The sequence below is a fragment of the Latilactobacillus sp. VITA-14 genome (assembly GCF_046580785.1).
Classification (GTDB): domain Bacteria; phylum Bacillota; class Bacilli; order Lactobacillales; family Lactobacillaceae; genus Latilactobacillus; species Latilactobacillus curvatus.
On the sequence record NZ_JBJKTM010000010.1, the window covers coordinates 39,641 to 63,357 of the forward strand.

A 23,717-nucleotide genomic window follows, 5' to 3' on the forward strand; every position below is an offset into this window, starting at 1 on the left:
GACAATTGAGGAACTTAATTTATTTTATTGATCCTTTGTTTTTGAGAAATGATCTTATTGATCCGCACGCCAAAGTTTTCATTGATCACAACAACTTCCCCAGTTGCGATCAATTTTCCGTTCAACATGATCTCCAAAGGTTCGTCTGTTAATTTATCAAGTTCGATAACTGAACCAGTGTTAAAGTTCAAAATATCTCGAACAGTCTTTTTAGTCCGCCCCAAGACAACGCTTAGGTTTAATGGAATATCTAAGATCAAATCTAAGTTATCACCGCTGATTTCTTGGTGACTCGACAATTCTTCAAATTCGGGTTTAGAAATTTCCACGTTACTGACCTGCGCCTTTCTTTGTGGTTGTTCATTGCTTGGTTTTTGCGGGATCTTAACTTGTTGCGGAGCTGGTTGTGGTTTACTAATAGCCTTGGCTTTCTCGACTGCTGGTTTCTCCGCATCACGTTTGACAACTGTTGCTTTGTCAGACATCATTGCTTTCACAATATCTTTGACCATTTCCAAAGAAAAGATCTGCATAATTTCACTCTCGATCAGTCCTTCTACATCCAAGTTAAATGAAATACAATAAATTTCTTCCTCACGGTCCAAAGAGTCTTCATTCACATCGCCGGGATTTTCCCACAAATGCACTTTTGGAGGAAGAATATCGACTTTTTGGTTGATCATAGTAGCCATGGATGTCGAAGCTGAACCAATCATTTGATTCATCGCTTCACCCACGGCACTTAATTCGACTTCAGTAAATTCTTCTGAAGCTGACTTTCCATCGCCACCCATCATCAGATCAGCAATAACCGTTGCATCACTGACCTCTAGCAACATTAAGTTAGTTCCTGCTAAACCTTCACGAAATTCAACGGTCGTAGCAACTTTGGGTGCATGGATCTGGTCGAGTAATTCACCAAAATGGATTTTTTTAACACGTGGTGTCGTAATTGCCACACGATGAGTCAGAATTGATGACAGAGTTGTTGCTGCCTGTGACATGGAAATATTACCAACTTCACCGATCAGGTCTTTGACCCCTTGGCGATCTAACCCCTCCAATAATTCTTCATCATCTGATTGCGCAGCTTCTTGAGCATCACTGCCATTCATCAAAGCATCTATTTGTTCTTGTGTTAAACTCTCCGTCATTCTTCTTCCCCCTCGATCTTGCTCAATAACTCAATTGCGAATTGTCCATTCTTTTTCCCTGGTTTGACCCAGTAAAACGGTCGGTCTTCAATGTACGTATCTAACGGACTGGAGATTTTAGAGTCCAGCTTGATGACGTCACCTGGTTCTAATTTCAAGAAATCAGCCAAGTCCATTTGGGTGTTGCCCAAAACGACTTCCATTGGCAGATCTATTGCGTTTAACCCGTGTTTTAATTCGCTTTGGTCATCTTCACTTAATTCCTGGCTTGAGTCGAACCAATTATGCAAACTCAATTTATCTAGGATACCTTCGAATGAAACATAAGGAATACACAAGTTAATAAATGTTGAAACTCCGAAAAGCTGTACTGTGAAAGTAGCTAATACAACTGGTTCATTAGGCGATAAGGACTGTAGTAATTGTGGATTTGTTTCTAGAGATTCAAGCTCAACATCAAGTGTTAGGACTTCTTTCCAAACTGATTGCAAAATTTTAGAGAATTCACCCATAACCTCATCTAATAATGTTAATTCGATATCTGTAAAACCATTTTTATCCAAAGGCGGTTGATTTTTCCGATTACTCTCCAAATCAGCACCGCCACACAACAATTCGACTAAAGTCATACATAGTTGGGGATTGATTTCGATCATGTGTGATCCTTTAAGGGGAGCTGCTTTAAACATTCCAATCAAAGTCACACGTGGGATAGAATGAATGAATTCGTCATAACTGATCTGCTCGATCGATGCTAATTGCATATCCAAGTTAGTCCGCAAGATATTTGAAAGAACATTGCCGCTCATCTTAGCGAAGTCTTCAAAAATCATGTGTAAGGTATTTATATATTCTTTAGATAGCCGTGTCGGCCTTCTAAAATCGTATGGCTTCGCTTGTGATTCGTCATTTTGCTCTTCATCGATCACTTCTTCGTCTAATTCGCCCGAATCATAGGCATTTAAAAGTGAATCGATTTCCTGCTGTGATAACACCTGATCCACAAAGACACTTCCTCTCGCTCATTAGTTCATTCCACAATTAAAAAATCTTATCATTAACGTCGATCACATCAGCAATCGTTTGTTCACCCAAGTCTACCACACCGGTAAAATAAAGGGCGGCTTGATCTTCACTTAGTTGAATATCATCAGGATCAACATCCACAACTTCGATCACTTCATCGATCAATAATCCACGACGTTCATCATCTTTTTTCATTATCATAATATTTCGGTTTGTTTTTGATTCCGGCAGTCCTACTAACTGTGCCAAGCTGATCACCGTCAACACTGTGCCTCGCAAATTTATCAAGCCCTTGACCCAAAGCGGAGCAAGCGGGACTTTGGTAATTTGAACCGTATCAACAACTTCTTCTACAGTTTCGGCAGCTATCAAATAATGTTGCTGATTCATTTTAAACAAAATCATCTGCATTAAAACACACTCCCTTTCTTAATTAAATTCAGTCAATAGAACTTTAATTAAGACAATGCCTTATCTAAGGCTTTGATCACCCGATCAGTATCAAAAGGTTTGACGATAAAATCGACTGCTCCAGCTCTGATAGCATCCATGACCATTCCTTGTTGGCCCATCGCACTGCACATTACAACTTTTGCACTGCTATCAAATTCCTTGATCATTTTCACGGCCTGGATCCCATCCACATCCGGCATGGTAATATCCATTGTTACCAAGTCCGGTTTCTCAGACTGATAAAGGTCGAAGGCTTCTTGCCCATTTTGCGCTTCTCCAGCGACCTCATAGCCGTTCTTTTCTAAAATATCCTTTAATTTCATTCTCATAAAAACAGCGTCATCGACGATCAAAACTTTATTTGCCACGCGACATTCTCCTCTCAAACTCCAAGTGATTTTATCATTTTGTCAATTACACCCAACTCTGGGATGAAGTATAGTGAAGCTTCCAAGTAATTAGAATCATAAGTAAATTCATTTCTGATCACCATGATCTCATCACCAAACTGTTCAAATTCCATATATGCACTACTAATCACGGCACCAAACATATCAAACGAACTTACCGGAACTTCTGGTTTTAATTTCTTTTCCAGCATCCCGCCGATCGATGTTAAAAATGAACTTGAAACAATGTTAGTCAATTCACTAACTGCAGAAACCTTAATTTCTTCGGTCACACCTTGATCTGTTCCCATCATCAAACTTGAGATCTCTTTAGCGGCCGGGTCCGTAATAACAAATAGCATCGCACCCTTTAAGTCACCATGGATGCTGCTTAAAACGGCATAAACTTCCTGGTCATCGGCCATAACTTGCTGGTAAAGCTCGTCATAACTTAAGATATTGACTTCTGGAACACGCATCCTGATCACACTGCCAACCATTTGTGATATTGTTGTAGCTGCTTTGCCGCCGCCAATATTCATAACTTCTTTTAACGCATCTAATTGTATGTTTGAATATGCCATCTTAACCCACCTGTGCGTCTTTACAGATCGTATTGACGTCCAAGATCAATGCGATCGAGCCGTTGCCAAGGATCGTCGCGCCTTGGAATCTTTTGATTTTTTGCAACATCGGATCAATCTTCTTGATTACGATTTCTTGCTGTCCGATCAATTCATCAACTACGATCCCAAAGTCTTTATTATCACCCTTGATCAAGATCATATATTTCTTTCCCTGATCCTTTTCAGGGATATTCAAAATGTTGGCAGTCCGGATCACTGGTGTCAATCCTGTCTGTAAAGGATAGACTTCCTGACTAGCAGTTTGTAAAATATTATCTTCATGGATCATTTCGACCCGTTCAACAACATCTAACGGGATAGCAAATGTTTCTTCGCCTAGTTTGACCATCAGTGCCTGAATAATAGACAAGGTCAACGGTAATTTGATAACTGTTTTCGTACCCACATTGACTTTACTGTCAACTTCCAATGAACCGCCCAGTTCGTTGATTTTAGCTTGAACAGCATCCAAGCCGACCCCACGTCCTGAAATGTTAGTGATCTTTTTAGCCGTTGAAAAGCCAGGATTAAAGACTAACATTTGCAGCTCTTTATCACTCATACAGGTCGTATCGATTCCACGCTCTTCAGCGGTAATTTTAAGGACTTGTGGATCAAGGCCTTTACCATCATCGCTCAAAGTGATCATGACCTTATTTCCTTCTTGATAAGCCGATAATTTTATCTTTCCTTCTTCCGGTTTGCCAAGTTTCTTTCTGTTTTCAGCATCCTCGATCCCATGGTCGGCTGAATTTCTAACTAAATGGATCAAGGGCTCACTGAGTTCGGTAACCACAGTTTTATCTAATTCAGTTTCTTCGCCCTCAATTTCAAGAGTCATCTTTTTATTTAACTGGTTGGAAAGATCGCGAACCATCCGTGGAAAACGACTAAAGACAACGCTGACTTGCTGCATCCGAATTTTCAAAACCAAATCCTGCAGTTCAGATGTCAAGCGTGAAACCTGTTCTAAAGATTCATGCACTTCTTCTAAATTTTGGCGACTATTGGCATCTTCTAGTTGATTGCGATAAACGACCAACTCAGATACAACATTCAAAAAGGTATCCAACCGAGAAAGATCAACTCTGATCGACTGATTTTTGGCATTTTTTTGATGCGAAGTGCTCTTCTTAGACGGGGCTTTTGCTTTCTTAGGTTCAGGAGCAGCGCTTTTTTTCTCAGTAGTATTTTCTTTGTCAACAGCTGGTTGTGCGTCTTTTTGTGGTTCTTCAGCGGCTGCCTTTTGAGTTTTCTCATCGAATTCTGCCGTCAAAACTTCAGCGATCTCACTACTAGATTCAATGATCTTCTTAATGTCATCTTGATTACTTTCAGTTAGGATCAACAATTTGAAATCTGTATCAAAATTGCCTTCTTCCAGCTGGTCAGGAGCCGGTTCAATGTGAATAATATCTCCTTCACTGTCGAGCTTATCGATGACTAAGAATGCTCGTGGGCCTTTCAGCATTGACTCTGGATCGATTCGAACTGCCGCACTGATCACATTAAGATGTTGTGTTTTAGCCTGTTCGATCACTGATAAGTCAGCTTCTTCTAAAGTTTCAAATTTCAGTTCGAGCTGACTATCTTCTGGAGCTTTCTTCTCATCTACATTTTTATCAGCGGTTTTTGTTTGGCCGCCATCTAATTCATTTTCAACTTTATCTAATTCATTCCATAATTCTGTGATCTGATCTTCGCTTTGTTCTTCTTCATCTCGCAAGCCGTCTAGAAGTTCGGTCAATTTATCTAAGCACCGAAAAATCAGAGAAATATGATCACTTGTTACCTTCAACTTGCCTGATTTGAAAAGATCAAAAATATCTTCCATTTTATGAGTCAACTTGCTCATGACAGTATATCCCATAGTTGCTGACATTCCTTTTAGGGTATGTGCAGCTCTAAAAATTTCATTGATCAAATCGATATTGTCTGGTTCTTTTTCAAGTTCTAGAATATTATCATTTAGTTGTGTTAAATTATCTTCGCTTTCTTCGAAAAAGATATCGCGATAAACACTATTATCGTCAGCCATCAATGATCCCCCCATTCAAATTATTTACACCTAAGCACGAATGGTCTGTGCTTATTGTTAAAGTCCGCTAATGCTCGACTTTTAACCGGCTCACTCCACCTTGTTTTCTTAGTCAGGTTGCTTGAGACAGAAAGCTCCGCCTATCCAACATTAGTTCCACATCGCAAAATACGCAATCTGAATCTAGTGTCCGATAGTGCTCACTTTCTCCCGTCTCACTCACCTTGTTTCTCATATATAAACGACTCTATTTTCTTTAACCCCAGCTTTTCTGCGCTGTTAAGTGTTTCTGTTGCTCCCGTGAACAATATTCCACCTGGTACCAGCGCCTCACTTATTTTTTGATAAACTCGATCGCGTGCCATGGGTTTGAAATAAATCGTTACATTGCGACAAATTATCGCATGAAAACCTGATTCATACTGGTCAGCCAATAAATCATGTTTCTTGAACGAAACTCGTTGTTTGACGGCTGGCCCTATTTGATACTGGTCTGGTCCTAATGACTTAAAATATCGTCTAACATCAGTATCAGAAACATTTTTTAACTCATTTGTCGAATACTGACCTAAACGTGCTTTCTTTAAAATGTCATCATCAATATCCGTTGCTAGAACATTGCCCATAAGATGATTTTTTTCTAAGATCATCGCTAAGGTGTATGGTTCGGCGCCGGTCGAACAAGCCGCACTCCATAGTTTCAAATTATTAAATTGTGGAGCAACTTTTTCTAACAAACATTTTTCAAAATTACTAAATATTTCTTGATTGCGGTAAAATTCAGTCACATTAATTGTCAAATGCTCGATAAACTCCGCTCGTTTGATTGGATCTTTGTCCAAAAGGTGTTCATATTCATGCAACGAGTTGACCCCGTTTTTATCCATAATATTTTTGATCCTGCGTTGCATTTGTCTTTCTTTATAATCATCGAGATGGATATGATATTTCTGCTCCACCCACCTATTAAAATCAGTAAAATTTTCTTCCAACATTTTAATTTCACCCAACGATCGTCTGTAGTATTTTCCCGATCTCATGCAAACTTACAACTTCATCGACAACTTGAGCTTCAATTGCAGATCTTGGCATTCCAAAAACGGTACAAGATTCCTGATCTTCAGCTATTACATAACCGCCTTCATCCATGATTGTTTGCAATCCTGCCGTTCCATCATGCCCCATTCCAGTCAGGATAAAAGCTGTTAAATTAGCACCATAATGAGCAGCCGCCGTTTCAAACAAGTAATCAACGGCTGGCCTTGTCCCATGCATCTTCGGACGTTGATCTAACTTGAGCCGGTCACCTTGGATCGTCATGTGATAATTACCAGGACACAAGTAGATCTGATTTTTGACCAGCATATTATCACTAGCCTCAACGACTGTAGCGCCGCTTTCTTCATTTAAACGCTCAGAAAACGTGCGGGTAAATCCCGCTGGCATATGTTGTACGATAAAAACAGGAATGTTTGTATGACTCACACCTTTAATAATTTCTAATAGTGCTTTTGGTCCACCCGTTGATGAGCCGATCACAACGGCTTGGGGCCTGATGTTACGCTTTTTATGTGCTCCGTTGGGTTTGGCTTTATGATTGGCAGCAACTGGCGGTTTACTAGAACGTCCGCAAATATTTTTGATCTTTGCATACAGTTCTCTGACCCACTCGTCTTGAATTTCCATCAGGTTCACAGGTTTTTCGATAAAATCGGCCGCACCATATTCTAGAGCTTTGATGGTTACTGCCTGATCACTGACTGCACTTAGCATTATGACCGGGATAGAATAATCCTTTTTGATCTGTCTAAGGGCGCTCAAGCCATCCATAACAGGCATTTCAATATCCATTAAAATTAAGTCAAAATCATTATCTGCATCAAGGATGTCCAAACAATTTTTACCGTTTCGTGCAATTCGAACCGTTGAAACACTGGGCATTTTATTCAATATATCCGAGATCACTTTGCGCATAAATGCAGAGTCATCAACCATCAAAATCCTATTCATAAGGTATAAGAATCCTTTCACATCTTTACTTTTCTCTCTTAAACAACATTCTCAAGTCATCAATGAGCAAATTTTCGTTAATTAAAAAACAGTACATAGTTTTTAAATGTATCTATTTTCCTGTCTCACGACCCTGATCAAGGTCGAAAAATCGTTTAAATCGACGACCATGGTCCTTCCGCTGCTGCCGCCCGTATCTTGGCCAACTAACGGGATCTGCAGGCTTGCCAACTGATTTAAAACAGCGTCAACATTTCTCTGACCAATATTAGCTGTCGTGAGGTTGTTTTTAAATCCAAACATATTTGCACCACCAGAGATCTTAGCTTGAAATTTAGCTCGTGGTGCTTTTTGCTTAAGTTCTTTGACCATCAGGGGTAACGCCGTATTGGCATACTTAGCCAAGTTCAAACCTGAAGTCCCGTTCTTTTCAAACGGTTTACTATCAGGGAGCATAATATGACTCAATCCACCGATTTTTGAAACTGGATCATAAACGATCGTTCCAATACAAGAACCTAGCCCCACGGTCATTATTTTATTAGGCGCGTATGAAATTTTATAATCAGAGATTCCTACCCTGGTTTCGTTAGTGTTCTGCAGCATCATCCGTATTCTCTTCTTTTTCCGAATTTTCAGTAATGGAATCTACGGATGAAATGATCTCCTCTTCTTGTGAAGAGTTGAAAAGATAATCTAAGTTCAACTCGATCACTACTTCATCGCCCATCTTCAAAAATTGACTGATATACGGGCGCTTCAGTGATGATCTGTCCAAATCTTTTTCATAATCCGTCTCAGTCAGCGACATGATCCCTACGATCTCCTCGACAAAGATCCCCATCGTCCGTTCGCTCCAATGTGCCAAGATCACCTTATAGTCCAGCGTTGCAGGCGATAATTCGCCGTAAAGCCGCTTACTAAGATCAACGATTGGCAACATCTGTTCTTGATATTCATACACACCTAATACATAGTCTGGCAATTCCGGCAACGAGATAAACTTTTCAGTTTCGATCACTCGTTTAACCATTTCAACTGGCAAAGCAAAAACTTGCTTATAACTTTTAAAAACAACATATTGTCCCATTTTTGTACCCCTCTTTAACTTCTACAACTAAGAATTGACGCTGCTAGTTTTTTAATTTGAAACTGCCGATTTGCAAACGTCTGATCTCATCAGCTTGTTGAAGCTGTTCGACACTTTTTTCGAGTTCTTCGATCAAGGAATAAAAATCATCCAAGTTAGCCGATACTTCCTGTGTACTTGCAGAAGTTTCAGCGATCTGTGAATCCATTTGCTGAATAGAATTATTGACTGCATCTTTTTTATCTTTGATCTCATCTGCATGTGAACTAACATCGGTTAGGCCATCGCTCAACTGCGTGACATCCTCGGTGATTTGTTCGCTAGCCTTCAGTACACCAGAAATATTCATCTGCTGTTGCTGACTGCCCTTGTATGATGCATCCAGATCAACAGTCATTTTCTTAGACTTAGCACGGATCGATTCGATCAGTTCTCTAATATTAGTGGTTGATTTGCCGGATTGTTCTGCCAGATCACGGACTTCCTCAGCAACGATTGCAAAGCCTTTACCTGCCTCGCCTGCACGAGCCGCCTCTATTGAAGCATTCAAAGCCAACAAATTAGTCTGTTCTGAAATATCATTGATCAACTGCACGATATTGCCAATACTTTGAATATCTTGATTCATCGCCGTCATTTCAGAAACAATCTTCTTTTGACTTTCTGTTTCTTGGTTCCAAGACCGTGAAACTTGGCGCATCATTTCCATGTTTTGAATATTACTTTGCTTTGATTCGTCAGCATAGCTATTCATTTTTTCAATTTTCTGGCGTATCTCTTCAATTTGGTCACCAAAAACATTCATTTGAGCAACTGTACTTTGAGAAGCTGTTGCTTGCTGTCCAGCATTAGTAGCAATAGTCCCCATCGCTTGACGGACACCATCGATCGAACTTTTAGCGTGCGTCGATTTTCCACTTAGATCGTTGACCATTGTTTCCGACTGCTCAGTTTCTTCCTTGATCCCAGTTAATAAAGCTGAAAATGCATTGGCTAAACCAAGCAACTGGTCACGAGTTTTAATAAACATTGGGCTTTGGCCGGGAACTTTGCCGATCTCGTCGATCTGACTGAAATCTCCCTCTACCATCTTACCGACCTGAACAGAAAGTTTTTTTAATCCGCCGGCTTCTCCTCCCGTTACTGCCGTATTTTTATGACCAAATAGTACATACAAGAGATGCAAAGCGACTACAATGACCGCGAGTATCCAAAACCTTCTCATCTCCGCTGTCTGTGCCGAACTTAAAACAAAAGCCCGAAAAACAATTAAAACAATGACTGTCCCTAAAACTGGCAAGAAAGCTACTTCGGAGTTAGCTTTTTTAGCCGTCTTCTTACGTTTTTCCATTTGTTTTCCTTCCCCATATAAAAGATTTGGTATCTGTCATAATACTCACTTAAGCAAAACGACACTCCAATCTGTTATATCGGTTAAAATTTTATTTTTTTAACCGTTTACCAAACATAGACATCTTTTGGATCAGAAAATCTTGAATATCCACCGTCTGGATCATCTCGGATCAGTTCTCCATTTTTTAGTTCCAAAGTTCGATGACGCAAAGAATTAACCATGGTACTGTCATGTGTTGCTAAAATGATCGTTGTCCCCATCTGATTCAGGCGAAAGAAAATTTGCATGATCTCTTTGGCCGACTTAACGTCTAAATTAGCAGTAGGTTCGTCCGCGATAATAACTGGCGGATCATTCAATAACGCACGAGCGATCGCAATTTTCTTTTGTTGCCCGACTGAAAGTTCCTGAGGCAACCGCTCAATAAATAGCATCATTTCGACACTGGTCAATACCTCTGCCATCCGCTCTTCCCACTTTTCAGTGGGGATCTCTAGCGCTGACATACAGGTTTCCATATTTTCTTTGATCGTCAATCGCGGTAAAAAAAGGTCTTTTTGCGAAACGATCCCCAATTGACGGCGTAGTTTGTATATCTGTTCATTTCTCAAATATTCAATTTCAATATTGCCGATCCGGGCTATACCAGAATCAATGGAGCGTTGAGCACTTAAGATCTCAAGTAAAGTTGTTTTCCCAGCCCCACTTGGACCAACTACATAAACAAATTCACCTTGTTCGATCACGCATGAAATATTTTTATTTGCCCAAACATTGCCATATTTTTTTGTTACATTTTTAAGTTCGATCAATTTTTTCTCCTAAATCAGTCGGTAAAGTGGTTGATGGTCTCCATCATTTCATCTGTAGATGAAGCAGCGCGGGCATTCATTTGGTAAGACCTCTGTGCTGTTAATAATTCTGTCATTTGAGTAGCCAGATCTACATTGGAACTTTCAAGAGTTCCTTGCATCACACTACTACCTGCCCCAGCGGCTCTAAAACCGCCATTGGCTAAATACAAGTTATCACCAACTGACACCAATGAATGTGCGTTGTTTGGTTCAAATAAACGTAAAGACCCTAAAACCTGATCACCGGATCTGATCGTTCCGTCTGAAGAAACTTTCAAGTCCCCTGCTGGCCAATTTTGTTCTGGCACCCGCGCGTCAACTGCAACCCGATAGCCGTTGCTGGCGATCAAACCACCGTTAGCATCACGATGAAAGTCTCCTGCCTTAGTCAAGTATGTATTACCATCGGGACCAATGATCCCAAAAAAAGCATTGCCGTTAATAGCCATATCAAGTGCACGACCGGTCGTTTCAAATTTTCCGACTTGATCATCGACTCGTGCTCCCGCGGCATTTAGACCAGTATTCGAATCAACTCTTGCATTAGAATTACCAAGTGCACCGTCGCTATTAGTTAAATTATTATTCATCAGCTCATTAAATGAATTGATGATTCCCTTATAGCCTACTGTGTTTTCGTTAGCAATGTTATGTGAAACATTATCCAGATTATTTTGCAAGCCGTTCAAACCTGTTCTGTTAATGGATAAAATAGAATTCAAGTTCATTTTTACTTACTCTCCTCATTTCCTACATGATCTGTTTTCTCAAGCCTATACTAAGTACCATCAAGACTCACTGTACGCCTGAGAAAAATAACCAACTATTTGATCTAGATCCGACCTAGTTGGTTGACTGCCTTATCCAAGGTCGAATTAGTAGCTGATAGCACTTTTTGTTGAGCCTGAAATTGGCGCCCGGTTTCCATTAATGAGACCATCTCATCAGCAGTAGAAACATTAGAATTTTCAAGCATTCCAGCTTGGACCGGCAAATCAATTTGCTGGGCTCCCTGCCCGGTATAAAGCGTTCCGCCGACATTTTGAAGTTGTGCATTTGCTGGGAAAGACACCACCATCAAATTTTGTTGTGCTTGCTGGGCATCAACTGGGCCGCCATTTCGACCTATCACTTGAAAACCTTCTTCAGTGATCAGCTGACCGGCATCATTCACTGAAAAATGACCATCACGCGTATACGCGATTTGACCATTTCCCATTCTAACGGCAAAAAAGCCATTGCCTTGAACTGCAAAATCCGTTGCCAAGCCTGTCGGTTCAAGCGAGCCTTTTTGCATGTCCAGAGCACTGCCCTGAATTTGATTGCCCCATGTAAAACCGCCAATCTCATGGCGGGTTTCATTTTTGGGACCAGCCTGGTTATTATGTAACTGTGCCTCGTTCATTGTTGCTTCAAACAAATTTTTTTGCAAGTAGCCAGGTGTCTTGATATTAGCGATGTTACCGCTAATATTTTCTTGTTGAGCTTGCAAAACATTAAAACTATGTCTTAAAGTATCAATTCCTCTAATCATCATTTTCCTCCATAAATCCTTTTAGTTTTCCAACTGCACGCCCATGGATCTGTGAAACGCGTGCAATAGAAACGTCTAAGACCAAACTAATTTCTTTAAGTGTCATTTCCTGTTCGTAATACAAACTCAAAACTAATTGTTCTCTTTCAGAAAGCTTGCTGATCGCCGCTGCCAACTCCTGTTTCATTTCTGTTTCCAACAAATGTTCTTGTGCATCGCCCGTTTTTTTATCACGAAAGATCTCTTGTCTGCTAGGCGATTGTTCTGCTGAAAACAAGACATCCTCCAAAGAGATACTAGCCATATAATGCAAGCTATCATAAATATCGTTCAGCTTTTTCTGATTGATTTGGAGCTTACTGCATAATTCTTTGTCAGTAGCTTCTCGTTTCAATTCTTGCTCTAATTCCTGCTTAGCCCGATAATAGCGAGTCAAATTGTCAAATTTATAACGAGACAACCGACCGTGACTGCGGATCTCATCAATGATGGTCCCACGGATCCGTACATAAGCATAACTTTCAAATGGTACTTTCTTTTGTGGATCAAATTTCTTAAGTGCATCGATCAAGCCGATCACTCCAGTATTGAAGAGATCTTCGTAGTCATAATCGGAGCTTTTAACAGTGATCCGAGCGACGACCTTTTCAACTAAAGGCAAATATTTGATAACTTGATCTTCCATATTCATCTCATACAAGAAAAAAGCTCCTTTCTGAAAATACCGGGTGAAGTAATTGTCTTCTATCCTTGTTCCTGCAAATATGTGTTGCAAATTGGAATGTGACGCTTACTTTGGCATAGTTTGTCTCACAAATCAGAATGTAACGCGTACTCTGGCATAGTTTGTGTCACAAATCATAATGCAACGCATACTCTGGCATAGTTTGTGTCATAAATCATAATGCAACGCATACTCTGGCATAGTTTGTGTCACAAATCATAATGCAACGCATACTTTGGCGTAGTTTGTGTCGCAAATCGAAATGTGACGCTTTCTCTGGCATAGTTTGTGCCACAAGTCAGAATGTGATGCGTACTCTGGCTATGTTTTTCTCACAAGTCAGAATGTGATGCATACTCTGGCCAGCTATCTTCAACACGCCTTCCCACAGAGTGCCTTCCTAAAATTGCAACTGCCCGACTGCCTCGATCCCGATTTCATTTGGGATCTCATTTAACGACAAAATTGCCAAATCTGGGAAGTTAAACGACAACAACTTTCTAAACGCAGTTCTAGTCTGTGGATTTGTCAAAAGGACAAAGGAAATATTTTCCACCAGCATTTTTTGATTCAGCTGAGTGATCGCATCCAACATCTTATTGACCGTATCCGGCTGCAAAACAGGATACGAACCAGTTGCTGTTTTTTTAATACTCTGTGCAACCATTTCTTCAATTTTGGGATGCACAGTAACGGCATAAATTTTGTTATCTTCACCGACATACTTGTTGGCAATTGTTCTTCTTAATGCTTGGCGAACGTATTCTGTCAGCGTTTCGGTATCTTTGGTGACGGTCCCATAATCTGCCAGAGTTTCTAAGATAGTTGATAAATCATTGATCGGTACCTTTTCTTCCAACAAATTCTGGAGGACCTTTTCAACTTCTCCTAAGCGTAAAATATCTGGGATCAATTCATCGATCACAACGTTGCTTTGTTGCTTAATGCCTTCCAATAATTGCTTAACTTCTTGGCGTCCCAAAAGTTCAGGAGCATGTGAGTAAATAACTTCCTTCAAATGAGTGGCGATAACAGTCAAAGGTTCGATAACTGTGAATCCTTGCAGGTCAGCCGCTTCTTTATCACTTTCATTGATCCACATCGCTTCTAAATGAAAGGCTGGTTCCACGGCTTGGATGCCATTAAACGGGATCTCATCCCCAGTCGGACTAAAGATCATGTATTTATCAGGATAAATATCACCCGTGCCGACCTCATTGCCCTTGATCTTGATAGAATAATTATTTGCATCCAGGTACAAGTTATCTCGGATCCTCACTGGACTGACCAAGATCCCTAATTCATGAGCAGTTTGTTTACGTAAAGCAATGATCCGGCTCATCAAACTATTGTCGATCGAACTATCGACCAGCGGTATCAGTGCATAACCAATTTCGATCGCTAAAGTTTCGACTTGGAAATCGGCTACATCTTCGTCTTCTTGGACATCTTTTTTCTTTTGTAAAGCCAAAGTCTGTTTTCGTTGTTGCTCTTCCTTAACTTTCTTAGCATCCTGTTGTTTGATCAGGAAGCTAACACCAAGTAGGGCTAACCCCATAACCATAAAGGGAATAAACGGAAAACCGGGGACAAGGGATAAAACCATTAAGATCCCCGCTACGATCCGGAATATTTGCGGATTGCGCAACGCATCTTCAGCAATATCTTTACCAAACGTACTATCATTATCAGAGCGAGTAACAATAATACCTGAGGCAATTGAGATCAATAGTGAAGGGATCGAACTGACCAAGCCATCACCGATCGACAGCTTGCCAAACTGTGATAAAGCTTCCATTGCGCTGAGATCACCTTTCATAGTAAAGATGATCGTTCCACCAATCAGATTGACTAAAACAATGACGATCCCCGCAATGGCATCACCTTTAACGAACTTGCTGGCACCATCCATCGAACCATAAAAATCTGCTTCACGTTGCAGGTCTTCCCGTCGTTTTCTAGCCTGCTTTTCATCGATCAAACCCGAGTTCAGATCCGAATCGATCGCCATCTGTTTCCCTGGCATAGCATCCAAGGTGAAACGGGCCGACACTTCTGAAACACGGCCGGAACCGTTAGTCACAACGACCAACTGCACGATCATGATGATCACGAACAAGATGATCCCAACAATATAGTTTTTCCCTGCCACAACGTCAGCAAAGGCGGCAATAACATGTCCCCCATCACCTTGTGTTAGGATCGCACGAGTCGATGACATGTTTAAACCTAACTTGAACATCGTTGTGATCAAAAGTAAGGTTGGAAAAGTAGTAAATTCCAAGACTGAGTGAGTAAACATGGTGATCAATAATATGTTCATGGCGATCGCCATGTTGATGGTTATCAAAAAATCCAAGACTGGCAGCGGAAGCGGAATGATGATCAAACCAATGATACTGACCACCAAAAGTGAAACGATCAGGTCAGCTGGTCTGAGTGCATTCTTCTTAGCTGCTTTTTGCTTGTTTTTCATCAGTTACTCTCTCTCCTATCAACTCAAATCCGGTTCAACTTTAACCAGACTTATATTTTATACTTAGCTTCTTCATCCAACCGGTAGACCAAAGCGATCAAATCAGCGACTGGCTCAAAAAACTCTTCCGGAATGAATTCTCCTGCCTCGATCTTGAGATAAATTGCTCGTGCCAGCGGTTTATTCTCAATGATCGGTACATCATTTTTTCTGGCTTCTTCTTTCATTTTCATGGCGACCTCATCAGCTCCTTTAGCAAGCAGCTGTGGGACTGGTGTTTCTGTCTTATCATACTTGATTGCCAACGCTAAATGAGTCGGGTTCGCCAAAACGACTGTCGCATCTTTAACTTGGGCGATCGAGTTCCGGACCATCGCCTGATACTTAGCTTTCCGCTGCGCTTTGACCTTCGGATCGCCTTCCATTTGTTTCATTTCTTCTTTGATCTCTTGTTTAGTCATCTTCAATTTCTTAGTCCGACTGAAACTTTGATAGGCAAAATCTGCCAACCCCAAAACCAACAAAACCAAGGCAATCTGCATCCCTAGTTCTTTACAAAAATTGAGAATAAAAAACAAGATCTTGGCAGGACCAACAGAACCAGCATTTAAAATGTCACGTAACGTAGATATGTATTTGCGATAACACAGATATGCGATCAGTAAGAACTTTGCCAGCGTTTTTCCCAGGTTGACTATCGCATCCAGACTAAACATCCTTTTGAAACCACTTAAAGGGTTCAAACGTTTGAAATCAGGCTTTAATGGTTTAGCCGTAAATAAAAAACCAATTTGCACAAAATTCCCCAAAAAACTGATCAAATAACCGACGACCAAGAATGGTGCTGCCACGATCAAAACCGTTAAGATCGCCTGCAAGCCAACCTTAGGTAGGTCTGCGTATAAGACCTGGTAGTTATCCAACTGCTCGATAAAGCCTGTCATATAAGGAAAAAACTTGCCTAATCCAAATTGCCAAGCAGGAATAAAGATAAACGAAAAGGTCAATAAAGCCAAAGCAGCTGTTAAGTCTGGACTTCTAGCAACATTTCCCTTCTTGCGCGCATCTCTTTTACGCTTAGGGGTCGGTTTTTCAGTTTTACCATCTTTATCCATGAAATAACCTTTCCTTTATCAGACTATGCCTGACCTACCGAACGCAGGAACTCGACTAGATACTCATATGACTGTGGGATTATCTTTCCCAACAATTCCACGACATTTGGCAGCATGATCAAAAAGATGATCATTCCTACAGTAGATTTAAGAGACAAACTTAACATCAGCACGTTCATTTGCGGCACAGACCGTGACAAGATCCCCAATACAATACCGATCACCATCACAGCAATGATCAAAGGTGCAGCAACATTAAAAGCCATGGCAAGGGTCTTACTAGTCAAAATGACCACACCCTTAACACTTGCATTCGTCAAAGTGGCGGTTCCTAAAGGAACAATCGTAAAAGATAGCATCACAGCGCGAAACAATTCCAGATGCAAATTTAACATGAAGAAAACTGCCAGTGCCAACCAGTAGTACATCCGACCAAATTGTGAACTGGAAACTTCCATTGTCCTGTCATAAGCCTGGCCCATCGAAAAACCATTTTGAAAATCGATCAGGGAACCCGCCATGATCACAGCTTGAAAAACCAGTTGACTAACATAGCCCATGGCAAGCCCCAATAAAGTCTCCTTTAAAGCCGCCAAAGCGAAGATAACCACACTCATCGCCTTGACCTTGCCAACTAAAGGAATGGCAGCAACTACCAAACTCCCCCCAACGATCAGCTTAGCAGTATTAGGAAAACTTCTTTGTGATAAAATCGGCGCTGTGACCATAAAAGAAAATATCCGGCAAATCACCAAACTAACTAATTGTACTTCGGCCACTGACGTCACACCCCCGAGATCAAGCGGAAGATATATTCCGTGAATTCTTTTAGCGTTGTGATCATAAAGTTTCCAGCCAAGATCAGGGTCACAAAAATTGCGACCAACTTAGGGACAAAACTCAAAGTTTGTTCTTGAATCTGGGTCGTAGCTTGAAAGATACTAATGACCAAACCAACGACCATCGCAACTATCACGATTGGACCTGAAACTACTAAGATTCTGATCACCGCTTCACGCATGACCGTCAAGACTAATGAAATAGACATTAAGCTCCCCCTCTAACTGAAACTATGAACCAACGATTCGACTAACAAGTACCAGCCATCTACCATCACGAATAATAATAATTTAAACGGCAATGAGATCATAACCGGCGACAGCATGATCATCCCCATCGCCATCAGCACACTCGAGACGACCATATCTATGATCAAAAACGGGATAAATATCAAAAAGCCAATACTAAAGGCTGTCCGCAGCTCACTAATAATAAAAGCCGGAGTAAGTGTCGTTAGCGGAACTGACTCCACATTTTTATAGCGATGCTTGTCTTTAGAAACATCTAAGAACAATTTGACATCTTTTTTTCGAGTTTCTTTTCCCATAAATTCCTTAAGCCTGACCTCTGAACGGTTGAATGCTTGTTTTTCAGTGATCTCCTGCCGACTATAAGGTTGGATCGCTTCTTTATAGATATCTGTATAAACAGGCTTCATCGTAAACAGGGTCAAAAACAAAGCCAAGCCAAGCAAAACTTGATTTGGTGGGTTTTGCTGCGTTCCTAAGGCACTTCTAGTAAATGAAAGGACCATGATGATCCGTGTAAAAGATGTCATCATGACTAACAACAGCGGGACCACGGATAAAATCGTCATCATCACAAACACATTAACGATCTGCGACGAATTTCCGCTCTGTCCACTATTGATCAAATCAGTAATGCCACGAGAAACATCATCGAGGCCAGCTGCATGCACTGAAACTGGTCGGAACAAGCAAGCCGTTAAGGACAACCCGCTCAGTATTTTACTTTGCTTTTTCGTAGTCATTACTTCTTTCTCTTATTCTGCAGCTTGATCGTCTTTTGCTTGAGAATGGCCGCAAAATCTATTTTTTCACTCGCTTGATCATCTGAACTGGTAAATAATTGCTCAACCTCTTCTTTTGATAACTCAGAGATCACCGTACTGCCTTGTTCTGCCAAGCTCATCAAGTAATAGCGCTCGATGACTTGCACGATCCCAAGTGCGGAAGTTTTTGAAACTGGGATTTTCTTGATAACTCGAAATTGCCGATCCTGTGGAGCAACGAATTTCTGTAAGTATTTTAAAAATAAGTTGATCAAAACGATCACGATAATTAATCCAACCACCATTTTGATCAACGACAACGTTAACTCCATTTGAATACTCCTCGTATGATTTAACTTATTGGATCACAAAATCTGTCACATAAACTTCTTGCACTATTGAACTGCCATAATTTTTATTAATAGCCTCTTTGACTTGTTCTTTGACCTCATCGATACTTTGATTATTTTTCAATAAATCTGCGGCCCTTTTTGGTTTCAAAACACGGATCATGCTGTCACGCACTAAAGGCATGTCTTTTTTTAATGCTTTTGCTTGATCATCGTCAGCCACTAACAAAGAGACCTTTAAGCGTAAATATTGTGGATCAGCTGCATCATCCGTTGCCAAATTAACAATAAACTTTTTGACGTTTACCAGACGCTGTCTTTTAGAAATGGCAGCTCCTGTTTGCACTTTTTCAGCTTTAGGTTTTGCGTCTTGACTATTAAAGTACTTGCCGAAAATGATCGTGCCGGCAGCACTAGCCCCAAATGCTAAAACGACTACTAAAACAATAAGCAATCCCCATTTGATGCCACCTGCTTTAGTTTCAGTTGTTTCTACTTCTTCATTCTTCTTCATTGTTTCCCTCGTTATTCCCTTCAAAAAGATTCTCACCAGAAAAAATTCGGTGACGATATTCTATGATCGCTTCCCTAATTTCAAACGCTGTGTCTCTAACTACCAGCGTTTTCCCATCGACAAGCGTGATTACTGTATCTGGGGTTTCATCAATTCGATAGATCAAATCTGGGTTCAAATAAAATTCTTTTCCTTTAAATGAAGTTAACAAAATCATGAACCTGCCCCCTATTATTTATCCTGTACATAAAATAAAAATTTTACCTTACAGGTTCTTTTTCCCCTTTTGATCAAATTGCTGCGCTCACTATTCTAGGACAGCTCCTCAAGCCAGGACTTTCCGTCTAACCAACTTCCACACACAATGCTAAAAAACGCATTATGGCCTAGAAGTCCGTTAGTACTCGAGTCCTACCCGGCTTACCTCGCTCACTATCTTAGGACAGCTCCTCAACGCAGGAGTCTGCGCCTATCTAGTTTAAACATCACGGTGCCAAAAACGCACCATGATGTCTAAACCCGATATTGCTCGTCTCCTAACCGCGTTGTTTCGCTCACTATTCTAGGACAGTTTCTCAACGCAGGAATCTGCGCCTATCCAGTTTAAACATCACGGTGCCAAAAACGCACCATGATGTCTAAACCCGATATTGCTCGTCTCCTAACCGCGTTGTTTCGCTCACTATCTCTTTAGGTTGATCAATTCTTGCAACATCTCGTCTGACGTTGTGATACTCCTTGCATTGGCCTGATATGCTCTGCTTGTAACGATCATGTCAGAGAATTCTTGCGCTAAGTCAACGTTAGAATCTTCCAATGTCCCCGCTAATAAAGTGTTGGTCCCATCTGTACCAGGTACTAAATTATTGGCATTACCAGAATCCTGTGATATTTCATAAGTGCTGTTACCGATCTTGCTTAAGCCGGCTGGATTACTGAACGTAGCAATCGACACTGTACCGATCACTTCATCTTCCGCGCCATAACGCGCAGTAACTTTGCCATCAGGACCGATTGAAACGTGACCTTCAACTAACTTTTCACCAGCTGCATTTTGAGCTGGTACTGTAATTCGAGTTAACGCTCCGCCTTCCTGTCCGGGAGCATAGCCCATCACACGTAAACCATCAGCATTAGTCAAGTTGCCATTAGCATCGATCTTCAAAGCACCGTTACGTGAATAAACCTGACCATTATTACCATCTCGCTCAAATACTAAAAACCCGCTACCATTGATATATAAGTCCAAAGCACGGCCAGTCGTGTTTTGAATACCTTGACCCATGTCTGTATCGATCGCACCGACCTGAACCCCAAGTCCAACTTGCTTACCATCAATACCGCCAACGGTTGCACGTGGTCCTGAAGCATTCGCAGTTGTCTGACTTAAAATATCTGAAAAGTTAGCACGGCTTGACTTGAAGCCGATCGTGTTCGCATTAGCAATGTTGTTGGAAATAACATCCAACCTGGTTTGTTGACTCTTCATTCCTGAAACACCTGAATACAATGAACGTAACATTTAAAATTCCTCCTATTTGTGTAGCATCTTTTTAAATTTTGCTATTTTTTAATCTTTTGGTTCTCTAACTTCTTTGATGGCACCCATTTCATATTCCGTACCGTTGACGGTCAGCTTGGCAATACCGCCAGTAAAGTTGACTTTATCAACTCTTCCTTGCTTTTCATTGCCTTGTTCATCAACAACTGTGACATCCTTGCCCATTAAATTGAAAGCTTGTTGTTGCTGCCCTAAAAGCAAAGAATTATTCATCATTGTCGACATATTATTTAATTCCTGTAAGGTAGCAAATTGTGCCATTTGTGAAATATAATCTGTACCACTGCTATTGGAATCTCCATCTCCGGTCATGGAAGGGTTAGACATTGATGTCGCTAAGATCTTCAAAAAATCATCCATTGAAAGTCCCAAAGCATTTTTAGCAGCACCGTTTTGTGAAGTACTTTTTGTTATCTCACTCGAACTGCCAAGACTGTTTGCTTGTACACCGCTTAAATTGTCCATGAAATATATTCCTCCTTTGATCACGCATACTCTGAGACGCTCAAACCAACAAACTGATCGTTCCGTGCTTGATTTGTTCTTCGCCTGGCAAATGTTCTTCACTGACCACTTGTGTCCTCGTCTTGTGCGAACGTGCAAATCGGCGTTGCTGTTCTTGCTCATTTTGCATGAAATCACCAGCTGGACCATCTCGCTGCTCGCCTAAAAGTTCAGAAGTTTCCGCCGTTTGTCTCACAGTTTCAACTTGTTTCAATGTTTTAGTCGTTGGATCAAGCTGCAGCTGCTCCATGATCTGCTCTAATTTATGTGTGATTTTTTGTAACATATCACGTGCAGTACTATTTTGAACTTCAAATTCTAGGCTGACTGCCTGTTCATTCGTCTTTACCGCAACTTTCATCTCACCCAGATTAGCCGGTTTCAAATTAAAAACTATGCTCTGGGTATTGCCCTTACTGGATAACAAGCTTTTCTCAACTACTGGAGTAAGTGCTTTTTGCAAATTTCTCACGACCTGCTCGACCGGTCTAGTTATCGTTGTTACTTTTTGCCCCACATTAGCTTGCGTAACTGTCGCGCTTTTTTGTTCAACTACGCTTACCATACACGTTCTATCTGTAAGCTCACTAAAATCTATGATTTCAGCTGCTTGTTTTTGTCCTGCTAGCGAAGCTTTCGTACCGATCAAGATTTTTGAACTAACTGATAAAATTTCCGCTGACTGTTTTAGCGACGATACTGAAAGCTCGTCTGCCATCGCTGCAACTTCAGGTGATGTTTTAATTTCTTGTTTACCCAGCTGCCCTGCTTTAGAAACTAACGGGCTCTCAATGATCTTTGTAGGTTGAACCGACTCAACTTCCAGATCAGTCTGCTGAGCAGCTTCCTGCTTGATCTTTGTGTCCGAACTCACAACCAGATTTATTGTCGAGTTAGATTCTTGAATAGCCTGGCTTTCACCAGCTGACTTAGAAGTTACCATACTAACAAAGTTTGCTATCTGTTCCTTCAAGGTCGCTTGCTGGGTTGCAGACATTTCATCCAAGTCAATTACGCTTTGTGCCGGATTTTCGCCAAATTGCTCGGTTTGTTGTGGTGCAACGTCATTGTCTGCAATAATTTCGGCTATCGGTCCTGCCTTGGCTTGCTTTAAGTCTAGTGGAGGAGCAGCATTCTTAGGTAATTTTTCATTTTTTCCGGCGTTATCATTTTCTTGGAGCGGTTCGACTGCTTCTGATTGGTCATGCTCGATCTCTAGTAAAATATTTTGCTTTTTCAAATGATTGCTACTGCTAACTAATTCCTTGAGTCCTTCCAGCAAATCAGGCGATATTTGGACTTTTCCTTGCTTGACCAAGTCATCCAAAGAAACTGTACCGTTTACTAACTGTTGGAACGTTTTCGAGTCAATTTGCAAGACTTGCTCTAGCTCTTTTTTTGTTTGCGAATCAGTAGTTTTAATATGCATGTTAAGCATGTCTTTAGAAGTCTCTAGTCGATTTTTAGCCTTTTTTTGTCTGAAACCTTTATCATCATTAACCGCAATTTCCGGCTTATCTTGTGCTAAAAAAGCCTGAAATTTCCCCGTTTGTTTTTTGGTTGGCTTGGCTTTAGCAACCTGCAAACCAGCAATTTTCTTACCTGTAACTACCTTTTGCATTTCATTGTCCTCCTTTCAAACCCTTGCTTTAACGTCAAGGTCAAGCGATATTTACATTTTGTTGTGGCCGGTGAAAATCATCCAACTGCTTTTGTTCCTCATGGGCTAGCTCCTTTTGATATTGTGCAAGCTGCTTTGTTTTAAGCCGCTCTAATATTTTCCGTTGTTTCTGTGCTTCGATCAATTCACTGCGAATTTGCTCTTTTTGTGCTTGCAACCCCAACAGTTGATCGTGACAAATCATGATCTGGTCGTTAAGAGCTTGAATATAGCGTCGTGTGACTTGCATTCTGCTAACTGAAAATTGTGGAGTTTCCATCATGCTGTCTTTTTCTTGCATGACTTGATCCAATTCAGTATTTTTCTCGTTTTCCAGGCGGTTGACTTCAGCAAAATGCCCCTTGACCTGGTCTTCAACTTGCAAACGATATTCCAGCACTTTTTGTAATGAAAAATTAAATTCTTCCATCCC

At 40.8% G+C, this 23,717-nt stretch carries 27 protein-coding genes; all 27 read right to left on the reverse strand.

Features of this window, described 5'->3' with window-relative positions; all coding sequences use genetic code 11:
- Positions 1 to 14 precede the first annotated feature (14 nt).
- A complete protein-coding gene (fliY, locus tag ACF1X7_RS05705; RefSeq protein ID WP_039098661.1) occupies positions 15 to 1,154 on the reverse strand; it encodes a flagellar motor switch phosphatase FliY in 1,140 nt (379 codons plus the stop codon).
- On the reverse strand, positions 1,151 to 2,158 hold the full coding sequence (gene fliM / locus ACF1X7_RS05710; RefSeq protein WP_039098660.1) for a flagellar motor switch protein FliM: 1,008 nt from the start codon (positions 2,156 to 2,158) through the stop codon (positions 1,151 to 1,153). Before fliM ends, fliY begins: the two co-directional genes overlap by 4 nt.
- Positions 2,159 to 2,195: 37 nt before the next feature.
- Positions 2,196 to 2,591, reverse strand: coding sequence for a chemotaxis protein CheW (locus ACF1X7_RS05715; RefSeq protein ID WP_039098658.1), 396 nt, complete (start codon positions 2,589 to 2,591; stop codon positions 2,196 to 2,198).
- A gap of 47 nt (positions 2,592 to 2,638) precedes the next feature.
- Positions 2,639 to 3,001, reverse strand: a complete 363-nt coding sequence (locus ACF1X7_RS05720) for a response regulator (RefSeq protein ID WP_039098657.1) — start codon at positions 2,999 to 3,001, stop codon at positions 2,639 to 2,641.
- 14 nt (positions 3,002 to 3,015) lie between these two features.
- A complete protein-coding gene (locus ACF1X7_RS05725; RefSeq protein WP_010498211.1) occupies positions 3,016 to 3,606 on the reverse strand; it encodes a chemotaxis protein CheC in 591 nt (196 codons plus the stop codon).
- A gap of 1 nt (position 3,607) precedes the next feature.
- On the reverse strand, positions 3,608 to 5,686 hold the full coding sequence (locus ACF1X7_RS05730; protein WP_411162532.1) for a chemotaxis protein CheW: 2,079 nt from the start codon (positions 5,684 to 5,686) through the stop codon (positions 3,608 to 3,610).
- Between the two features lie 215 nt (positions 5,687 to 5,901).
- Positions 5,902 to 6,681, reverse strand: a complete 780-nt coding sequence (locus ACF1X7_RS05735) for a CheR family methyltransferase (RefSeq protein WP_039098655.1) — start codon at positions 6,679 to 6,681, stop codon at positions 5,902 to 5,904.
- Positions 6,682 to 6,688: 7 nt separating this feature from the next.
- Positions 6,689 to 7,696, reverse strand: coding sequence for a chemotaxis-specific protein-glutamate methyltransferase CheB (gene cheB, locus ACF1X7_RS05740; protein ID WP_039098654.1), 1,008 nt, complete (start codon positions 7,694 to 7,696; stop codon positions 6,689 to 6,691).
- Positions 7,697 to 7,798: 102 nt separating this feature from the next.
- Positions 7,799 to 8,302 carry a chemotaxis protein CheD gene (locus ACF1X7_RS05745; RefSeq protein ID WP_010498207.1) on the reverse strand — a complete coding sequence of 168 codons (504 nt, stop codon included), beginning with the start codon at positions 8,300 to 8,302 and terminating at the stop codon, positions 7,799 to 7,801.
- On the reverse strand, positions 8,286 to 8,786 hold the full coding sequence (locus ACF1X7_RS05750; RefSeq protein WP_411162533.1) for a chemotaxis protein CheW: 501 nt from the start codon (positions 8,784 to 8,786) through the stop codon (positions 8,286 to 8,288). Before ACF1X7_RS05750 ends, ACF1X7_RS05745 begins: the two co-directional genes overlap by 17 nt.
- 43 nt (positions 8,787 to 8,829) lie before the next feature.
- Entirely contained in the window at positions 8,830 to 10,137 is a 1,308-nt protein-coding gene (locus ACF1X7_RS05755; protein ID WP_039098650.1) for a methyl-accepting chemotaxis protein, read from the reverse strand.
- Between the two features lie 107 nt (positions 10,138 to 10,244).
- Positions 10,245 to 10,952, reverse strand: a complete 708-nt coding sequence (locus ACF1X7_RS05760; RefSeq protein ID WP_010498204.1) for a cell division ATP-binding protein FtsE — start codon at positions 10,950 to 10,952, stop codon at positions 10,245 to 10,247.
- A gap of 14 nt (positions 10,953 to 10,966) precedes the next feature.
- Entirely contained in the window at positions 10,967 to 11,722 is a 756-nt protein-coding gene (locus tag ACF1X7_RS05765) for a flagellar hook-basal body protein (protein ID WP_039098649.1), read from the reverse strand.
- A gap of 104 nt (positions 11,723 to 11,826) precedes the next feature.
- Positions 11,827 to 12,528 (reverse strand): flagellar hook-basal body complex protein, encoded by a 702-nt coding sequence (locus tag ACF1X7_RS05770; protein WP_039098647.1) that lies wholly within the window; start codon positions 12,526 to 12,528, stop codon positions 11,827 to 11,829.
- Positions 12,521 to 13,228 (reverse strand): sigma-70 family RNA polymerase sigma factor, encoded by a 708-nt coding sequence (locus ACF1X7_RS05775; RefSeq protein ID WP_250800305.1) that lies wholly within the window; start codon positions 13,226 to 13,228, stop codon positions 12,521 to 12,523. Before ACF1X7_RS05775 ends, ACF1X7_RS05770 begins: the two co-directional genes overlap by 8 nt.
- 424 nt (positions 13,229 to 13,652) lie before the next feature.
- Positions 13,653 to 15,728 carry a flagellar biosynthesis protein FlhA gene (flhA, locus tag ACF1X7_RS05780; protein ID WP_382385310.1) on the reverse strand — a complete coding sequence of 692 codons (2,076 nt, stop codon included), beginning with the start codon at positions 15,726 to 15,728 and terminating at the stop codon, positions 13,653 to 13,655.
- A 50-nt stretch (positions 15,729 to 15,778) separates the two neighbouring features.
- A complete protein-coding gene (locus tag ACF1X7_RS05785) occupies positions 15,779 to 16,843 on the reverse strand; it encodes a flagellar biosynthesis protein FlhB (RefSeq protein WP_039098644.1) in 1,065 nt (354 codons plus the stop codon).
- A gap of 23 nt (positions 16,844 to 16,866) precedes the next feature.
- A complete protein-coding gene (locus ACF1X7_RS05790) occupies positions 16,867 to 17,622 on the reverse strand; it encodes a flagellar biosynthetic protein FliR (RefSeq protein WP_411162534.1) in 756 nt (251 codons plus the stop codon).
- A 5-nt stretch (positions 17,623 to 17,627) separates the two neighbouring features.
- A complete protein-coding gene (gene fliQ / locus ACF1X7_RS05795; protein ID WP_039098642.1) occupies positions 17,628 to 17,891 on the reverse strand; it encodes a flagellar biosynthesis protein FliQ in 264 nt (87 codons plus the stop codon).
- Between the two features lie 12 nt (positions 17,892 to 17,903).
- Complete coding sequence (gene fliP / locus ACF1X7_RS05800) at positions 17,904 to 18,674, reverse strand: flagellar type III secretion system pore protein FliP (RefSeq protein WP_039098641.1); 771 nt, start codon at positions 18,672 to 18,674, stop codon at positions 17,904 to 17,906.
- The gene (locus ACF1X7_RS05805) at positions 18,674 to 19,027 is read right to left on the reverse strand and encodes a flagellar biosynthetic protein FliO (protein WP_010498189.1); all 354 of its coding nucleotides are present in this window, start codon (positions 19,025 to 19,027) and stop codon (positions 18,674 to 18,676) included. The genes fliP and ACF1X7_RS05805 overlap by 1 nt, the downstream gene beginning before the upstream one ends.
- 25 nt (positions 19,028 to 19,052) lie before the next feature.
- The gene (gene fliL / locus ACF1X7_RS05810; protein WP_411162535.1) at positions 19,053 to 19,559 is read right to left on the reverse strand and encodes a flagellar basal body-associated protein FliL; all 507 of its coding nucleotides are present in this window, start codon (positions 19,557 to 19,559) and stop codon (positions 19,053 to 19,055) included.
- Positions 19,546 to 19,776, reverse strand: a complete 231-nt coding sequence (locus ACF1X7_RS05815; protein WP_010498185.1) for a flagellar FlbD family protein — start codon at positions 19,774 to 19,776, stop codon at positions 19,546 to 19,548. The genes fliL and ACF1X7_RS05815 overlap by 14 nt, the downstream gene beginning before the upstream one ends.
- Before the next feature lie 465 nt (positions 19,777 to 20,241).
- The gene (locus ACF1X7_RS05820; RefSeq protein WP_253732470.1) at positions 20,242 to 21,081 is read right to left on the reverse strand and encodes a flagellar hook-basal body complex protein; all 840 of its coding nucleotides are present in this window, start codon (positions 21,079 to 21,081) and stop codon (positions 20,242 to 20,244) included.
- 48 nt (positions 21,082 to 21,129) lie between these two features.
- Positions 21,130 to 21,585: a flagellar hook capping FlgD N-terminal domain-containing protein gene (locus ACF1X7_RS05825; RefSeq protein ID WP_039099290.1), complete on the reverse strand. Its 456-nt coding sequence runs from the start codon at positions 21,583 to 21,585 to the stop codon at positions 21,130 to 21,132.
- Positions 21,586 to 21,625: 40 nt separating this feature from the next.
- Complete coding sequence (locus ACF1X7_RS05830; protein WP_411162536.1) at positions 21,626 to 23,245, reverse strand: flagellar hook-length control protein FliK; 1,620 nt, start codon at positions 23,243 to 23,245, stop codon at positions 21,626 to 21,628.
- Between the two features lie 40 nt (positions 23,246 to 23,285).
- Positions 23,286 to 23,714: a flagellar export protein FliJ gene (gene fliJ / locus ACF1X7_RS05835; protein WP_039099292.1), complete on the reverse strand. Its 429-nt coding sequence runs from the start codon at positions 23,712 to 23,714 to the stop codon at positions 23,286 to 23,288.
- Positions 23,715 to 23,717 lie beyond the last annotated feature (3 nt).

Excerpts from the sequence above, each read along its gene's own strand:
- ACF1X7_RS05770 (WP_039098647.1), bottom strand. The coding sequence starts at position 12,528 with ATGATTAGAGGAATTGATACTTTAAGACATAGTTTTAATGTTTTGCAA.
- ACF1X7_RS05765 (WP_039098649.1), bottom strand. The coding sequence starts at position 11,722 with ATGAACTTGAATTCTATTTTATCCATTAACAGAACAGGTTTGAACGGC.
- flhA (WP_382385310.1), bottom strand. The coding sequence starts at position 15,728 with ATGAAAAACAAGCAAAAAGCAGCTAAGAAGAATGCACTCAGACCAGCT.
- fliQ (WP_039098642.1), bottom strand. The coding sequence starts at position 17,891 with ATGTCTATTTCATTAGTCTTGACGGTCATGCGTGAAGCGGTGATCAGA.
- ACF1X7_RS05735 (WP_039098655.1), bottom strand. The coding sequence starts at position 6,681 with ATGTTGGAAGAAAATTTTACTGATTTTAATAGGTGGGTGGAGCAGAAA.
- ACF1X7_RS05815 (WP_010498185.1), bottom strand. The coding sequence starts at position 19,776 with ATGATTTTGTTAACTTCATTTAAAGGAAAAGAATTTTATTTGAACCCA.
- fliY (WP_039098661.1), bottom strand. The coding sequence starts at position 1,154 with ATGACGGAGAGTTTAACACAAGAACAAATAGATGCTTTGATGAATGGC.
- ACF1X7_RS05785 (WP_039098644.1), bottom strand. The coding sequence starts at position 16,843 with ATGGATAAAGATGGTAAAACTGAAAAACCGACCCCTAAGCGTAAAAGA.
- ACF1X7_RS05755 (WP_039098650.1), bottom strand. The coding sequence starts at position 10,137 with ATGGAAAAACGTAAGAAGACGGCTAAAAAAGCTAACTCCGAAGTAGCT.
- ACF1X7_RS05805 (WP_010498189.1), bottom strand. The coding sequence starts at position 19,027 with ATGGAGTTAACGTTGTCGTTGATCAAAATGGTGGTTGGATTAATTATC.
- ACF1X7_RS05725 (WP_010498211.1), bottom strand. The coding sequence starts at position 3,606 with ATGGCATATTCAAACATACAATTAGATGCGTTAAAAGAAGTTATGAAT.
- fliP (WP_039098641.1), bottom strand. The coding sequence starts at position 18,674 with ATGACTACGAAAAAGCAAAGTAAAATACTGAGCGGGTTGTCCTTAACG.
- ACF1X7_RS05830 (WP_411162536.1), bottom strand. The coding sequence starts at position 23,245 with ATGCAAAAGGTAGTTACAGGTAAGAAAATTGCTGGTTTGCAGGTTGCT.
- cheB (WP_039098654.1), bottom strand. The coding sequence starts at position 7,696 with ATGAATAGGATTTTGATGGTTGATGACTCTGCATTTATGCGCAAAGTG.
- fliJ (WP_039099292.1), bottom strand. The coding sequence starts at position 23,714 with ATGGAAGAATTTAATTTTTCATTACAAAAAGTGCTGGAATATCGTTTG.
- ACF1X7_RS05730 (WP_411162532.1), bottom strand. The coding sequence starts at position 5,686 with ATGGCTGACGATAATAGTGTTTATCGCGATATCTTTTTCGAAGAAAGC.
- ACF1X7_RS05750 (WP_411162533.1), bottom strand. The coding sequence starts at position 8,786 with ATGGGACAATATGTTGTTTTTAAAAGTTATAAGCAAGTTTTTGCTTTG.
- fliL (WP_411162535.1), bottom strand. The coding sequence starts at position 19,559 with ATGAAGAAGAATGAAGAAGTAGAAACAACTGAAACTAAAGCAGGTGGC.
- ACF1X7_RS05825 (WP_039099290.1), bottom strand. The coding sequence starts at position 21,585 with ATGGACAATTTAAGCGGTGTACAAGCAAACAGTCTTGGCAGTTCGAGT.
- ACF1X7_RS05715 (WP_039098658.1), bottom strand. The coding sequence starts at position 2,591 with ATGCAGATGATTTTGTTTAAAATGAATCAGCAACATTATTTGATAGCT.
- ACF1X7_RS05820 (WP_253732470.1), bottom strand. The coding sequence starts at position 21,081 with ATGTTACGTTCATTGTATTCAGGTGTTTCAGGAATGAAGAGTCAACAA.
- ACF1X7_RS05745 (WP_010498207.1), bottom strand. The coding sequence starts at position 8,302 with ATGCTGCAGAACACTAACGAAACCAGGGTAGGAATCTCTGATTATAAA.